At 44.3% G+C, this 14614-nt stretch carries 17 protein-coding genes; 16 read left to right on the top strand and 1 reads right to left on the bottom strand.

Annotation, left to right across the window (positions count from 1 at the left end; translation table 11 throughout):
- The first annotated feature begins 3 nt into the window (after window positions 1-3).
- The 14 genes from GLV98_RS11825 (at window position 4) to yajC (ending at window position 11469) form a co-directional block, all read left to right on the top strand.
- Window positions 4-453: an ACT domain-containing protein gene (locus tag GLV98_RS11825; protein ID WP_089652653.1), complete on the top strand. Its 450-nt coding sequence runs from the start codon at window positions 4-6 to the stop codon at window positions 451-453.
- A gap of 14 nt (window positions 454-467) precedes the next feature.
- Window positions 468-1334, top strand: coding sequence for a prephenate dehydratase (gene pheA / locus GLV98_RS11820; protein WP_160915392.1), 867 nt, complete (start codon window positions 468-470; stop codon window positions 1332-1334).
- Window positions 1335-1511: 177 nt separating this feature from the next.
- Window positions 1512-2570: a SafA/ExsA family spore coat assembly protein gene (safA, locus tag GLV98_RS11815; protein ID WP_160915390.1), complete on the top strand. Its 1059-nt coding sequence runs from the start codon at window positions 1512-1514 to the stop codon at window positions 2568-2570.
- Window positions 2560-3519, top strand: a complete 960-nt coding sequence (locus GLV98_RS11810; RefSeq protein WP_160915388.1) for an aminoglycoside phosphotransferase family protein — start codon at window positions 2560-2562, stop codon at window positions 3517-3519. The genes safA and GLV98_RS11810 overlap by 11 nt, the downstream gene beginning before the upstream one ends.
- 35 nt (window positions 3520-3554) lie before the next feature.
- Window positions 3555-4292, top strand: coding sequence for an NAD(+) synthase (gene nadE, locus GLV98_RS11805; RefSeq protein WP_160915386.1), 738 nt, complete (start codon window positions 3555-3557; stop codon window positions 4290-4292).
- Window positions 4293-4362: 70 nt separating this feature from the next.
- Window positions 4363-4914 (top strand): YhcN/YlaJ family sporulation lipoprotein, encoded by a 552-nt coding sequence (locus GLV98_RS11800; protein WP_160915383.1) that lies wholly within the window; start codon window positions 4363-4365, stop codon window positions 4912-4914.
- Between the two features lie 680 nt (window positions 4915-5594).
- Complete coding sequence (locus GLV98_RS11795) at window positions 5595-6347, top strand: YebC/PmpR family DNA-binding transcriptional regulator (RefSeq protein ID WP_160915381.1); 753 nt, start codon at window positions 5595-5597, stop codon at window positions 6345-6347.
- Between the two features lie 80 nt (window positions 6348-6427).
- Window positions 6428-6997, top strand: coding sequence for a BofC C-terminal domain-containing protein (locus GLV98_RS11790; RefSeq protein ID WP_160915379.1), 570 nt, complete (start codon window positions 6428-6430; stop codon window positions 6995-6997).
- 141 nt (window positions 6998-7138) lie between these two features.
- A complete protein-coding gene (ruvA, locus tag GLV98_RS11785; protein WP_160915377.1) occupies window positions 7139-7756 on the top strand; it encodes a Holliday junction branch migration protein RuvA in 618 nt (205 codons plus the stop codon).
- Between the two features lie 18 nt (window positions 7757-7774).
- On the top strand, window positions 7775-8776 hold the full coding sequence (gene ruvB, locus GLV98_RS11780; protein ID WP_160915375.1) for a Holliday junction branch migration DNA helicase RuvB: 1002 nt from the start codon (window positions 7775-7777) through the stop codon (window positions 8774-8776).
- Window positions 8773-8970 carry a DUF2905 domain-containing protein gene (locus GLV98_RS11775; RefSeq protein ID WP_089652644.1) on the top strand — a complete coding sequence of 66 codons (198 nt, stop codon included), beginning with the start codon at window positions 8773-8775 and terminating at the stop codon, window positions 8968-8970. Before ruvB ends, GLV98_RS11775 begins: the two co-directional genes overlap by 4 nt.
- Before the next feature lie 29 nt (window positions 8971-8999).
- A complete protein-coding gene (gene queA / locus GLV98_RS11770; protein ID WP_160915373.1) occupies window positions 9000-10025 on the top strand; it encodes a tRNA preQ1(34) S-adenosylmethionine ribosyltransferase-isomerase QueA in 1026 nt (341 codons plus the stop codon).
- Between the two features lie 31 nt (window positions 10026-10056).
- Window positions 10057-11196, top strand: a complete 1140-nt coding sequence (tgt, locus tag GLV98_RS11765) for a tRNA guanosine(34) transglycosylase Tgt (protein ID WP_146812735.1) — start codon at window positions 10057-10059, stop codon at window positions 11194-11196.
- Window positions 11197-11211: 15 nt separating this feature from the next.
- Complete coding sequence (gene yajC, locus GLV98_RS11760) at window positions 11212-11469, top strand: preprotein translocase subunit YajC (RefSeq protein ID WP_160915371.1); 258 nt, start codon at window positions 11212-11214, stop codon at window positions 11467-11469.
- Between the two features lie 48 nt (window positions 11470-11517).
- On the opposite strand, the gene GLV98_RS11755 is transcribed toward yajC, so the two are convergent.
- Window positions 11518-11901 (bottom strand): TIGR04086 family membrane protein, encoded by a 384-nt coding sequence (locus GLV98_RS11755; protein WP_160915369.1) that lies wholly within the window; start codon window positions 11899-11901, stop codon window positions 11518-11520.
- A gap of 125 nt (window positions 11902-12026) precedes the next feature.
- Between GLV98_RS11755 and GLV98_RS11750 the strand changes: the two genes are divergently transcribed.
- Together GLV98_RS11750 and GLV98_RS11745 are read left to right on the top strand one after the other, a co-directional pair.
- Entirely contained in the window at window positions 12027-13313 is a 1287-nt protein-coding gene (locus tag GLV98_RS11750; protein WP_160915367.1) for an ArsB/NhaD family transporter, read from the top strand.
- Between the two features lie 20 nt (window positions 13314-13333).
- Window positions 13334-14026, top strand: coding sequence for a DUF421 domain-containing protein (locus GLV98_RS11745; RefSeq protein WP_160915365.1), 693 nt, complete (start codon window positions 13334-13336; stop codon window positions 14024-14026).
- Window positions 14027-14614: the final 588 nt, after the last annotated feature.

The following is a 14614-nucleotide window of genomic DNA, read 5'->3' as shown; positions in this document are numbered from 1 at the left end:
TTCATGGCGGATTACAATGAGAAATTTTATTTAGTCCGTAGCGACATTCTTCCTGAAGCTATGATGAAGACCATAGAGGCGAAAGAATTATTAGAACGGGGAAAAGTTGAGTCCATTTTTGAGGCTGTCCAGCAAGTGGGCTTATCCCGCAGTGCTTTTTATAAATATAGAGATGCTGTTTTTCCTTTTCAGGCGATGGTCAAAGAGCAAATGATTACATTGTTCTTCCACCTTGAAGACCGAAAAGGAACGTTGTCGAATTTATTAATGACGGTTGCTCAGTCGGGGTGTAATGTTTTGACCATTCATCAGACAATTCCTCTTCAAGGGAAAGCGAACGTGACTCTCTCTTTGAATACTTCCGGAATGGAAGACAGCATAGAAAAACTGTTGCAGCAGCTGCACAAGTTAGATTTCGTAGATCGTGTAGAGATCTTAAGTACGGGAGCTTAATTGGAGGGGAAATCATGACGGAACAACGGATTGGATATTTAGGACCAAAGGGTACATTTACAAAAATGGCAGTAGATGCTTTGTTCGATGGTGGAGAGTTCGTCGGTTACGAAAACATTCCAGCCTGTCTGGATGCAGTGGAGGCTGGGGAGATCAGTACGGCCGTTGTCCCGATTGAGAATGCGATTGAAGGTTCTGTACACTTGACGGTGGATTATCTCGTCCATCACGTCAACCAATCAATTATTGCAGAACTTACGGTTCCAATCAAACAGCACCTCCTCGTCCATCCGGATCATGAAGGGGAAGTAAAGAAGGTTTATTCTCACAGCCATGCCATTGCCCAGTGTCACCAGTACTTGTACACAAAGTACCCGAACGCTGAAGTTGAATACACAGCTTCGACAGGAAAGGCGGCTGAGGTGGTAGCAAGTGAAGGTCCGGGTGTCGCTGCCATTGCCAACCATTTAGCGGCAGAGCAGAATGGGCTGAGGTTTATGGATACGGACATCCATGATTATGATAATAACCATACGCGATTTGCGGTCGTCCAGAAGACCCCGACCACTCTGAAGGTGAAGGATCATCCTGTGACGAAGCACAAAACGACGGTCATGGTTACCTTGCCGAAGGATTATGTCGGGGCCCTTCATCAAGTACTCGCAGCTTTTGCATGGAGGAAAATGAACTTATCTAAGATTGAATCCAGGCCGATGAAGACCGGTCTTGGGAACTACTTTTTCTTGATAGATGTCGATCAACCTTATGATCACGTGCTTTTTCCTGGCGTGCAGGCAGAACTTGAAGCGTTAGGGTGTCAGTTGAAGGTGCTCGGAACGTATCCGAGTTACCAGGTCGATGTTCCGACACCTGTGAAATAAGCTTGACCCTCATAACCCCTGAATCCCTTTATTAATAGGGATTCAGGGGTTTGTTTATATTTTTCTTCAAATTATTATAGGCTTTTTCATCAATGTTTTGGCTTGTGTTGCATAGAGTGTTATGAAGCTATTATTGCCTTATTGTTTTTACAGAATTACAGGAAGGGAGTTGCAGATGTGAGAATTCACATTGTACAAAAAGGAGATACACTCTGGAACATTGCCAAAAAATATGGGGTCGACTTTGAACAGTTGAAATCCATGAATACCCAGCTTTCCAATCCTGATATGATTATGCCGGGTATGAAGATCAAAGTCCCTCAAGGTACGAAGCAAGTGAAAAAAGAGGCTCCTAAAAAAGAGGCCCCTAAGCAACAAGCACCCGCACCTAAGAAGGAAATGCCTTCTCAACCACCATATAAAGATACAACACCAAAGCCGATTCCAAAGATCAAGGAAGATGAGAAGAAGCCAGCGCCTAAAGGTGTAATGGAAAAACCGATGAAGCCGATGCAACCCATTAACATGAATATGCCGATCACCATGCCGAGTATCGATCAGCAGATGCAAAATTATTATACAACGTTCCACCTTCCTCAAATGCCGATGCCGCAGCCGAAAGAAGAATCACCAAAAGAGGTTTTAAAAGAAGAAGTAAAAGGAGAAAAGATGGAAGAAGTGAAGGGGATGCAATCTCCGGAACAAGCTCCTATGTTCGAGCAGCCTTATTATCAACCCATGCAGCCGATGCAACAACCGATGCAACAGCCAATGCAGCAACCAATGCAGCAGCCGATGCAGCCGCAGTTGGTTCATACAGACTATTATTGCTGCCCGCCGTATCCTGTTATGATGCCCATGCATATGCCGATGTACCAACAGCCGATGCAGCAGCCCATGCCTATGATGGGGGATGAATCAAGCGATAATATGGTCCAAGGCGTGCAAGCAGGTGGAGACTGTGGTTGTGGAGGAGGACAGCAACAACCATATGGACCGATGATGGGCCCATGGGGTCAGTCTCCTTATGGTGCTCAGCAGCCATGGGAGCAAGCACCTTATGGCGGAATGCAGTATCCGATGGGTTATGGGCAGCAGCAACCTCCTCACATGGGTTGGGGTCCACAGCAAGGTTGGGGTCAACCGAACCCACAACAAATGGGCCAGTGGGATCCCCAGCAGATGGGCCAAGGATATCAGCAGCCTTGGAGGGAAGATGATATAGATGAAAGCTGAACATCGAATGGGCGATTCATACACGGATCGCCTTTTTCAATGGATGCAAACGGAGGAAAAGCTTCCGATTGAATATGAACAGACCATCAAACCGAAGGTGTACAAAGTAACATATGAAGGGCACCCTTTTATTTTGAAGGGATATCGCAGGTTTCATGTGATCGAAAAACAAGTGGAGTTTTTCGATCACTGGAATTATGCCTATAAAATAGCTGCAAGACCATATCCTTTCTATGAACGAGTCTTTACCATCAGTAAATTAGGTTGTGACTGGGCCTTATTTGAACGTGTAGAAGGAAGGCATGCAGACTTCAACCGGCATAAGGATCGAAAGCAAGCGGTCCGAATTCTCCATCATTTTCATCGAACGACCAAAGGAATTGGAGTGTTATCGGTTCCGAAGGACCCACTATATGTGAAATGGGAAAGACGTTTAGAACATTTTGAAGAAACAAAAGATCTATTTACGGACTTACGGAAGCGGGAGTTATTTCAGGAACTGCATGCCTGTATGAGCAAACGCTTGGAAGATTTTACAGATTATCCGTGGGGGGAAGTTGAGGAGAGGGCCTGGGACCGTCATGAGTGGCTGCATGGAGATGTGGCTCATCATAATTTCATTGTTGACGCCGATAAGAACATAAAAATGATTGATTTCGACCTTTTGCATACAGGACCTCGTTTATATGATCACATTCAACTAGCGCAGCGGTTTTTGCCATACGTGGAGCTTAGGAAATCTACATTGCTGCCATACTTTCCCCACTTTACTGACAAGGAGATCTGGTGGAAAGGCGTCCTCGTCCCAGCTGACCTTTTAAGGGAGTGGCTGTATGGGTACCGATTAAGCCTAAGGGAAGAAGCATCGATGCCCCGCCATATGAGGAAATTAGAAAAAGCATGGGAGAACCGGAAGAAGTTTGTCCGATATGCTGAGCATATGCTATGATTAGATATCATATGTGTGAAAGGATGAACAATCCGGTGGAACAAAAAGTTGAAAAAATCGTGTCCTGGCTTCAGGAACAAGTGAAAGAAGCGAAAGTGGAAGGGCTGCTCGTTGGAGTCAGTGGTGGAATCGATTCCGCAGTCGTTGCCAATCTTATTAAGAAAGCATTCCCTCATCGATCCTTGGGAGTCATCATGCCTTGTAAAAGTCAGTCCGATGATCAAATCCATGCAGAAAGTGTTGTGAAAGCATGTAATTTGCCGGTGATGACGGTTGATTTGACAGAAACTCATAACGTCATGTTTCAAACGATTAAACAGCAATTGAACGATGCTGGCTCTCTCAATGAAGATCAAGAAAAGTTGGCTGATGCTAATTTAAGAGCCCGTTTACGAATGAGTACCCTCTATACAATAGCCACCAATCATAAATACTTAGTTGTCGGTACAGATAATGCAGCAGAATGGTATACGGGATACTTCACGAAGTTCGGAGATGGAGGCGTGGATCTCGTCCCACTTGCGAATTTGACTAAAGGTGAAGTTCGAGAAATGGCTGAATATTTAGGTGTGCCGGATGAAGTCATCCATAAACAGCCGAGTGCAGGATTGTGGGAAGGGCAGACCGATGAAAATGAAATGGGCACGAGTTATGATATGATCGATCGTCATTTGAAGGGTGAAGAGATCCCTGAGGAAGATCGTAACATCATCGAAGCGATGCACAAGCGTTCCGCTCACAAACGTCAACTGCCTCCTGCACCTCCAAAGTAAGCTTGGCGAATATTGACAGACTAAAACATTCTTCTTGGACCCATAGTAAGGGTAAAAGGAGAATGTTTTTATGTGGAAAATCGTTAGTATTCTTATGTTGAGCTCGTTATTCATGTTTGCGTGTCAGGCGGATGAAGCCGCTGAACCGAAGGAAGAAGAAGCTTCCCCTTATCAACCTCTTGGTTATGCTCAAGATGGAGCGATTGAACGCCGTGGCCAAATTCCTACAGGAAAAGACAGTTATTTTAAACGTACTGCAGAGGAAGAGTTCAGAAATGCGAAGTATGGCGAAACCAATCGTTCTCACGACAATGACTTTAATAACGAAGATGCCATGGCTGTCGTGGAAAAAGTGAATGAATTGAAGGAGATTACGATGACTCAAGCTTATACAACCGATGATAAAGTGTATGTAGCTGTCATGATTAACCCGTATGATTTGAGAGATGAGACGATACCGGGAAAAATAGAAGCCAAGGTAAAGCAAGTGACAGATAAAGACTTGATCGTCTACACGAACAATAATAGCTGGGATCAAATGAAAAACTTCAATTCACGCCAAGATACATCCGAAGCTCCTAAGAAGATCAGAGAACGCATGCGCAATTTCTTCAATCAATAAACGTTGTCTGCATAGAATGACTTGGATGATGAGTTATTAAAGTATATGGCAGGATTCTTGAAGACTCAGTTTCGAGACTTTTGTTGAGTGGATGGGGGCTGCGGGGAATCACTCGCTTTCCGCGGGAGCGCGTTGAGCCTCTTCGGACTCCGTCCTGTGGGGTCTCACCTAGGACTCTCTTCCCGCAGGAGTCTCGCCATTCCCCTCCGCCCCTTTGCCATGTAAGTGTCTCGAAACTATGTCTGGAAACGCTGCTGGTATATTCAAGCAAAATGGATAATATCATATCCTCTTCAGGAGTCATTCAAAGCTCGGAAGCATGGTATAGAGCCCCTTATCCCTACTTCTGAGTATAGTGTAAACACCCCTCCTCTTGATATAGGGGTTCGTTTCTGTTCCACATGGAATGGGGTGGTTGGAAAGCGAGTAGCTTCCCAGCCACCCCTGACGCTCAAAAAAAGCAAACGAACCCCGGTTATCTCGAGACTCAGTCTTCCACAATCGGAAGCTTATCTAATACTTACAATGAGATGGAACAGTGTCGTAGAGAGAAGAAAAGGTGTTGCTTTAAAGAAGATTGGGGATTGTGATATATTTAAGCATAGAGTCATATGCGTAAGTATACTTACGAAAAAATACAAAGAATGAATAAAGATTTGTTTGGGAGAGGAGAATGTCCAATGGCTGGCCATTCAAAATGGAGTAATATCAAGCATCGGAAAGGTGCTCAAGATGCGAAACGCGGAAAACTCTTCATGAAGCTTGCTCGTGAGATTTTCATGGCAGCGAAACAAGGAGGCGGGGACCAAGAAACCAATCCTGCCCTTCGTATAGCTGTAGATAAAGCAAGATCAAACAATATGCCGAAAGATAATATCGATCGCGCCATTAAGAAAGCGACAGGAGATCTTGACGGTGTCAATTATGAAGAATATACGTATGAAGGATACGGTCCCGGCGGAGTAGCGGTTATGGTTAAAGTATTGACGGATAACAAAAACCGTACGGCTGCAGACGTCAGACATGCTTTCAATAAAAATGATGGCAATTTAGGTGAAAATGGCTGCGTCTCCTTCATGTTCAACCGGTCAGGTTATCTTGTCATAGACAGGGAAACAACAGAAGCGGATGAAGAAGAAATGATGCTTGAAGTTATAGAAGCCGGTGCAGAGGAAATGGAAACAACAGAAGAACAATTTGAAATTTATACAAATCCTGAATCTTTTTCCGATGTAAAACAGGCTCTGGAGTCTAGTGGATATGCGTTTACCACGAGTGAAGTGACCATGATTCCTGAAACTTATACGGAGCTTGGCGAAGAAGGCGTGGAAAAAATGTTGAAACTGATTGATATGCTCGAGGATAATGACGACGTTCAAGAAGTCTATCACAACCTCGATGCAGATGAAGCGATTCTTGAAAAATTATCGTGATCTCCCGTTGCTATGATAATAACTTCTGTTTCTGGACACACTAGAAACAGAAGTTATTTTTATTTAGGGGGGATCCTGTCATGAAACGATGGGCCTTGATTGTTGGGTTAACCATAGGCGTTGCCGTATTGAGTTGGTCGTTGATCGACCAAGCTCTACCGAAAACCTTTAAAGATAACACGCCTCAAAGAGTTATCCAAGGCAAAGATAAGCAATCCGAATCAGTGGAAACTCTGGTGAAGCCTGAACCTTTGAAACTGACGGTCATTTTGAAGGAGCATTATATAGATGGTGTGACAGAAACGACCAAGAAAGAAGAAACCATTTGGTCTATGATGGATTTCTGGGCCTCCTATGAGGGGTGGACGGTTGAAGAACAGCAGTTGGACAGAGTCGTTTTTCAAAGGGGAGTCGATGATATATCCCCTTTGACAAAACAGACGGGCTACTTTGGATTGACAGAAGATGGGGAGTTAGCCGTTTTTCAAGGATTGCCCGATCAAGGGAAGGTGATCGAATCCTTTAAACCTGTACCGATTAAGCCGTTAGAGACAAAAAGAGAGAATGAATTGAAACAGGGCATTAAAATCAAGGATCATCGTCACTTTGAGCAAGTCGTTCGTCAATTCTCAAAACAAGAGGAAGTATAAAAAACGTTAAAACAGCCACAAATTGTTGTGGCTGTTTTATGCCGTTTCAAAGGGGATTCACGGCTTATAACCATGGGCGAACATGTGCTTGTATGTTACAATAGGAAGGATAGCAATAAAGGGTAGAGAGGGAATTTTACAATGATTAGTTACGTAAAAGGTCAATTGACGACACTCGATGAAGGGTCGATTATTATAGAAACAGGCGGCATAGGATACGAAGTGCTATGCGCAAATCCATATCATTTTCAAGAGGCAATGAACAAGGAAGTCAAAGTACATACGTACCACTATATAAGAGAAGATAACCAGTCGCTATACGGTTTTAAGAAAAAAGAAGACAAGCAACTATTCGCTCAATTACTGAACGTTTCCGGGATTGGACCAAAAGGAGCTCTTGCCATTCTTGGTACAGTCAGCGTACCTGAATTCGTTTCGGCCATTGAGCAAGAAGACGATAAATACTTAACGAAATTTCCAGGGGTCGGTAAGAAGACGGCCCGTCAGATGATTCTGGATTTGAAAGGAAAGCTGATCGTCTGGCTTCCTGACGAAGATAATGAGGACACCCTTTTCTATCAGGAGGATTTGACCTCGAAAGAAAAAAGGGCTGTAGTAGACGACGCAATCGAAGCTTTAAAGGCTTTAGGCTATACAGAAAAAGAAGTGAAGTTTGTCCGTACAGAACTTGAAAAAGCCAAACATGGCAGCGTGGATGATTATGTCAGACAAGGGCTGCAACTACTGATGAAATCTTAAGGTGAGGAGGGATGAATGTTGGAAGATCGCATGATATCTGGAGAACAACAGGAGACGGATCAGGAGATTGAGCTTAGTTTACGACCAGAAACACTGAAGCAGTATATTGGTCAAGATCAGGTGAAAAATAATCTAAGCATCTTCATTGAAGCGGCTAAAATGCGAAACGAGCCGCTTGATCACGCGCTGTTGTATGGCCCTCCTGGGTTAGGTAAAACAACACTTGCTTCAATCATTGCTAATGAAATGGGCGTCCAGTTTCGGACAACGGCTGGTCCGGCGATTGAGAGAGCCGGGGATTTAGCAGCGATTCTGTCTTCTTTGGAACCCGGGGATGTCCTTTTCATTGATGAAATCCACCGCCTTCCCCGCTCTGTAGAAGAAGTCCTTTACCCTGCAATGGAAGATTTCTGTCTTGATATTGTTGTAGGAACAGGACCAAGCGCCCGCTCGGTAAGACTTGATCTTCCGCCTTTCACGCTGGTTGGTGCTACAACTCGAGCCGGGTTGCTTTCCGCACCACTCCGGGATCGTTTCGGGGTGCACAGCCGGTTGGAATATTACGATACTAAAGCGCTTTGTTCGATCGTAGAGCGGACAGCAGAAATCTTCTCTGTAGAAATCGATCGTGCAGCAGCCGTAGAGGTCGCACGTCGTTCCAGAGGTACCCCTAGGATTGCCAACCGTCTATTGAAGCGTGTCCGCGACATTGCTCAGGTGAAAGGTGAGAACATTATCAACAAGGAAACGACACAGGAAGCGCTGGAGATGCTTCAAGTCGATGCGGAAGGTCTTGACTTCATCGATCACAAATTGCTTAAGGGGATCATGGACAGCTTCCAGGGAGGTCCCGTAGGCTTGGATACGATAGCCGCAACGATCGGGGAGGAACCTCAGACCATTGAAGATGTTTATGAGCCTTTCTTGTTGCAGATCGGTTATATCCAGCGAACACCTAGAGGACGGGTGGTCACACCAAAAGCTTACGCTCACTTTAACAGGGAGGTGCCTGGCTCTTGACGGGCTTTGGTAAAATCTTTATTGTTATAGGGATTGTGTTCATATTGATCGGTATACTATGGAGTATATTTGGAAAATTACCAGGTGATCTCAGCTTTAAAAAAGGGAACGTTACGTTTTATTTTCCTATTATGACTTCCATTATCGTGAGCATTGTCCTTTCGTTAATTTTCTATTTCATAAGAAAATTTTGATACATTAAACATAAGAATAGGGGATTCACATGGATATTAAGCAATACGATTTTGATTTGCCGGAGGAGCTGATCGCTCAAGTTCCATTAGAAGATCGGACAGCTTCCCGGCTCATGGTTTGTGACCGTACAGAACAAACCATTGAACATCGGCATTTTTCTCAAATTACCGATTACTTAGAAAAAGGCGACTGCCTTGTCTTGAATGACACAAAGGTTTTACCTGCTCGGCTTTACGGTGCCAAAGAAGGGACCGGTGGGAAAGTAGAAGTCTTGCTTCTTCACCAGACTGAAGACGATGAATGGGATGTTCTTGTCAAACCGGCCAAAAAGGTAAAAGTCGGTACGAAGATTGTCTTCGGTGAAGGAAAGCTTATAGCCGAATGTACGGAATTGCAAGAACACGGAGGACGCAAGGTTAAATTCAGTTACGAAGGAATTTTCCTTGAAGTATTGGAATCTCTAGGAGAGATGCCTTTGCCTCCGTATATTAAAGAGCAGTTGTCGGATAGAGACCGTTATCAGACCGTTTATGCAAAAGAAGAAGGATCAGCAGCTGCTCCTACTGCTGGTTTGCACTTTACAGAAGAGCTGTTAAAGGATTTGCAGGCGAAGGGGATTGGACTCGTGTATTTGACACTACATGTGGGGCTTGGAACTTTCCGGCCCGTCAGTGTGGATCAGGTTGAGGAACACGATATGCATGCAGAATTCTATCAGCTAAGTGAAGACTCAGCGAATCAACTGAATGCGGTCAAAGAAAAAGGTGGAAGAATTATCTCTGTCGGGACGACCTCCACCAGAACTCTTGAGACCATCATCCGTGATTACGGAACATTCAAAGAGGCTAGTGGTTGGACGGATATCTTCATTTATCCTCCTCAAAAGCTAAAGGCCATCGATGGATTAATTACAAACTTCCATTTGCCGAAGTCCACATTAATCATGTTGGTGAGCGCATTTGCCGGACGCGATTTTATTTTGGAAGCCTATAAACAGGCAGTAGAAGAAAGGTATCGTTTCTTTAGTTTTGGAGATGCGATGTTCATAAAATGATCTTATGGATCAACAGTGAGAAAGGGTAGAAATCATGGCAATCACATATGAATTGATTAAAACATGCAAGCAGACAGGCGCACGTTTAGGGAAGGTCCATACCCCGCACGGATCTTTCGAAACACCGATGTTTATGCCTGTCGGTACACTAGCAACCGTTAAGACAATGAGTCCGGAAGAGTTGGAGCGGATGGGCGCCCAAATCATCCTCTCAAATACGTACCATTTGTGGCTCCGTCCAGGAGAAGACATCATTGAGGAGGCGGGCGGTCTTCACAAGTTCATGAACTGGAACGGATCTATTCTAACGGACTCCGGCGGATTCCAAGTCTTCAGTTTGAGTGATCTCAGAAAAATTGAAGAAGAGGGTGTCCATTTCCGTAACCATATTAGTGGGGAAAAGCTTTTCTTATCTCCAGAAAAAGCGATGCACATTCAAAACGCCCTGGGACCAGACATTATGATGGCCTTTGATGAGTGTCCCCCATATCCAGCCGAGCATAAGTATATGAAGGATTCTGTAGAGCGTACGAGCCGCTGGGCTGAGCGCTGTTTGGAAGCACACAAGCGTCCGCATGATCAGGGCTTGTTCGGAATCATTCAAGGTGGAGAGTATGAAGATTTACGCCGTCAGAGTGCTCGTGATCTGACATCCATGGACTTTCCGGGGTATGCAATCGGGGGTCTTTCTGTTGGTGAACCGAAGGACGTTATGAATCGGGTTCTTGAATTCACCACACCTCTGATGCCAGATCAAAAGCCTCGTTATCTAATGGGGGTCGGTTCACCGGACTCTTTAATTGATGGAAGCATCCGGGGGATCGATATGTTTGACTGTGTTCTCCCAACAAGAATTGCAAGAAATGGAACATTGATGACTTCTGAGGGAAGACTTGTTGTGAGAAATGCGAAATTTGCACGTGACTTCCGTCCAATTGACGAGAATTGTGATTGCCACACGTGCAGAAATTACAGCCGTGCTTATATCCGTCATTTAGTCAAAGCTAATGAAACATTTGGTTTCAGACTTACGACTTATCATAATCTTTATTTTCTGTTAAACTTAATGAGGCAAGTGCGTGAAGCCATTAGAGAAGATCGACTCGGTGACTTTAGAGAAGAATTCTTTGAAATGTATGGTTTCAACAAACCAAACGCAAAGAACTTTTAGAAAGGGGGAAAATAAATGGATACATTAGTAGGTTTACTGCCAATTATTCTAATGTTTGTCATTTTCTATTTCCTATTGATTCGACCGCAGCAAAAGAAACAGAAGCAAGTACAACAAATGCAGTCGGACCTCCAAAAAGGCGATAGAGTTATAACAATCGGAGGACTTCACGGAACGATTCATGCGATTGATGAAGGTAGTCTTGTGATTTCTGTACAAGATGGTACTCAACTGAAATTCGATCGTTCTTCCGTACGTGAAAAATTGAGCTAATCAAATGCAATCCCGCTACATAACCTTGTAGCGGGATTTTTCATACCCTCATCTTTTTACGGTTTTACGTGGTAGGTTGACCCCTATCATTCCCCCAAACCAGGCCGCAAGAACCAGTCCTCCGAAATAGCTCAATTGAGGCAGGGAAACCCATGAGTTTTCAAAAATGACCTGAAATAAAATCATGGCACTGACAAAAATCAGCCCTGTCATCCCTCCAGAGAGCCAACCCTTCTGTTCACCCTTATAAGCAGCCATCATGCCACCAATGGCGAGTATGCTAATGCCGGCGACTAATGCCATTTGGTTGAGCGTCTCATATTCCATTCCAGTGAACCTTAGTAAAAGTGCTAACACGCCAGCAAACACAATCATGAGAATAAAAATAGAGCCGACTCCGTACCCCAGGACCCCTGACAATAGCTTTTTCATCCTATCCCCCCTCGATATGCTTGTCACTTTTATCTATATGCATGAAAACTCTAGAGATAGAAGCAGATATTTTCCTCTGGACTTGAATAAGTATTAGTAAAGTCCGTCCAAAAAGGGGAAGATCTATGTCAACTGTACTCGCAATACTCATTTTTGTAGCTAGCTATGTACTGATTATGACGGAGAAGTTAAACCGTGCACTGGTAGCTGTAGCAGGTGGCGTACTTCTTTTAATGACAAAGATTTATGAGTGGGAACAAGCTTTTGGCTTTATAGACTGGGAAACCGTTGCCCTTCTCTTTTCTATGATGGTGTTGGTGTCCATCACGAAAAAAACAGGGATTTTCACTTTTTTGGCCATTTGGTTAGCGCAGCTTGTAAAGGGGAGGCCTGTTCCACTTCTGCTCGTAACAGCGCTTTTTACAGCGGTAGGGTCTGCTTTTTTAGATAATGTTACAACCGTCCTCTTGTTTGTACCTGTGCTATTAACTCTCGTAGATCGTTTGAAACTTCCTGCGTTTCCGTATTTGATCATGACGATTTTCAGCTCCAACATTGGGGGTACCGCTACACTCATCGGTGATCCTCCAAACATTATGATCGGACAAGCAGTGGATCACTTCAGCTTTGTATCATTCCTTTATCATCTAGGACCTGTGGTGTTGATTATTTTTGTGCTGGTGACGATAGGCGTCATCTTACTATTCCGTCAAGGGCTTACGTATGATCACGCACTAGCCCAAGACTTAATGAAAGTAAATGCAAAAGAACATTTAAAAATGTCTCCCTTGCTCTTTCAATCCATCTCAGTCATGCTCCTTACCATTATCGGCTTTATGATGCATCCGTTTATCCACATGGATATAACGACTATTGCAGTCAGTGGAGCTCTTTTATTACTGTTTTTATCAGAAAAAGAGCTTGACGTGGAACATGTCTTTCAGGAAGTCGAATGGGTGACATTATTTTTCTTCATGGGATTGTTCATGCTTGTAGGAGGATTAGAGACAGTAGGAGTAATCGACGAATTGGCAAGAGGGATGGTGTGGATCTCAGGTGGAGATATGCCGGTCACCTCGATGGTGATGCTTTGGAGTGCAGGGATTCTTTCGGGTGTTGTCGATAATATACCGTTCGTAGCTGCAATGATTCCTGTGGTGCAGGAGCTACAAGGGTATGGGATGATGAACGTCGACCCCGTCTGGTGGTCCTTGGCTCTCGGAGCATGTCTTGGAGGAAATGGTACACTTGTCGGGGCATCCGCCAATGTGGTTGTGGCCGGACTAGCGGCCAGCCATAACAAACCGATTCCTTTTCTTAAGTTTTCACTATACGGCTTTCCCGTTTTAATCCTTTCCTTACTCGTGTCATCCATTTATGTTTGGTTCCGCTATTTGCTTCCATTTCTCTAATAAAACAGGAAAAATAGGTGATGTTAACTAGAGGGAAACCTTTAGGAAAGGTTGTGCTCGGAGTGCTTGTACTCAGCATTATTATTCGCACACTTATCACCTATTTGATCATCCTTTTTGTTTTCCGCTTTATGGGAAAAAGAGAAATTGGTGAACTTAGTGTTATGGATCTGGTCGTATTTATCATGCTCGCAGAAATTGCTGTCTTTCTGATTGAAAATCCAGAGGAGGCTATTTGGAAAGCGATCGTCCCTATGGCTGTCCTCCTCGCGATCCAAATTGGGAGCGCATGGATTTCATTGAAAAACCAGCGGTTCAGGAATTGGTTCGACGGAAAGCCGTCCATCATCATTAAACATGGGAAAGTAGATGAAAAAGAGATGAAGCGGCAGCGATATAATTTTAATGATTTGTTGTTACAGTTGCGAGAACACGGCATTCAACAAGTCGGAGACGTCGCCTATGCGATTCTGGAGCCCTCGGGTAAGCTCTCTGTATTTGAAAAAAAGAATGACGGCAGCTCTGATTATGCCGTTGTTTTAATTGCTGATGGTGAAGTGCAATATAGTGGGCTCCAAACGATTCGGAAAAATAAACAATGGCTCGTAAATGAAGTACGAAAACAAGGCTTCCATTCCTTCGAGGAAATATCCTTATGTACCATCAACGATCAAGGAGAAGTCCAAATCGACCAAAACAACGAATTCAAATAATCCTTCTCTTCAAAGAAGAGAATAAGGTTATTCTACTAACTAGCAGGATTGTTGAAGACTCAGTTTCGAGATGTTTCCGGGATTCGTTGCCTGGCTGAGCGTCAGGGGTGGTTGGGAAGCGCCGAGCTTCCTCGGACTGCGTCCTGCGGAATCTCGCCTATCTCCTTCTCCCACGGGAGTCTCGCAGCTTCCCAACCACCCCATTCGATGTAGGAAAGAAACGAACCCTCTTCCACGCATGGAACGTCTTCCATAACCACTGCTCTATCGCTGAAAAGTGCTCGATCTCAAGCTCTTAAAACCCTATTCCAGCTTGGATGTTTGTATTCGAGAACCTCCTTCATGCTGAAAAGCTGCTTATACAGGAAGTGGGTTCGAGACACTGATAGACAAAGGGGCGGAGGGGAATGGCGAGACTCCTGCGGGAAAAAAGTGCAAGGTGAGACCCCACAGGACGAAGTTGAAGTGAACCCCAATAGTTGGACACTTATCCAACCAAAAGGGGGTACTTGTTTTGAAAAGATTTTCGAATGACGAGAAACATCAAGCTGTGCGTCGATACTTAAACGGTTCGGTCGGCTATGGTCA

It is taken from the genome of Halobacillus litoralis (assembly GCF_009856415.1).
In the GTDB taxonomy this organism is placed as follows: domain Bacteria; phylum Bacillota; class Bacilli; order Bacillales; family Halobacillaceae; genus Halobacillus; species Halobacillus litoralis_C.
The sequence above is the reverse complement of the archived record's forward strand: the minus strand, read 5'-3'. Positions and strand labels throughout refer to the sequence as shown.

Coding starts and splice junctions, on each gene's coding strand:
- GLV98_RS11825 (WP_089652653.1), top strand. CDS start 4: ATGGCGGATTACAATGAGAAATTTTATTTAGTCCGTAGCGACATTCTT.
- pheA (WP_160915392.1), top strand. CDS start 468: ATGACGGAACAACGGATTGGATATTTAGGACCAAAGGGTACATTTACA.
- GLV98_RS11810 (WP_160915388.1), top strand. CDS start 2,560: ATGAAAGCTGAACATCGAATGGGCGATTCATACACGGATCGCCTTTTT.
- GLV98_RS11800 (WP_160915383.1), top strand. CDS start 4,363: ATGTGGAAAATCGTTAGTATTCTTATGTTGAGCTCGTTATTCATGTTT.
- GLV98_RS11795 (WP_160915381.1), top strand. CDS start 5,595: ATGGCTGGCCATTCAAAATGGAGTAATATCAAGCATCGGAAAGGTGCT.
- GLV98_RS11790 (WP_160915379.1), top strand. CDS start 6,428: ATGAAACGATGGGCCTTGATTGTTGGGTTAACCATAGGCGTTGCCGTA.
- ruvA (WP_160915377.1), top strand. CDS start 7,139: ATGATTAGTTACGTAAAAGGTCAATTGACGACACTCGATGAAGGGTCG.
- queA (WP_160915373.1), top strand. CDS start 9,000: ATGGATATTAAGCAATACGATTTTGATTTGCCGGAGGAGCTGATCGCT.
- yajC (WP_160915371.1), top strand. CDS start 11,212: ATGGATACATTAGTAGGTTTACTGCCAATTATTCTAATGTTTGTCATT.
- GLV98_RS11755 (WP_160915369.1), bottom strand. CDS start 11,901: ATGAAAAAGCTATTGTCAGGGGTCCTGGGGTACGGAGTCGGCTCTATT.
- GLV98_RS11750 (WP_160915367.1), top strand. CDS start 12,027: ATGTCAACTGTACTCGCAATACTCATTTTTGTAGCTAGCTATGTACTG.
- GLV98_RS11745 (WP_160915365.1), top strand. CDS start 13,334: ATGTTAACTAGAGGGAAACCTTTAGGAAAGGTTGTGCTCGGAGTGCTT.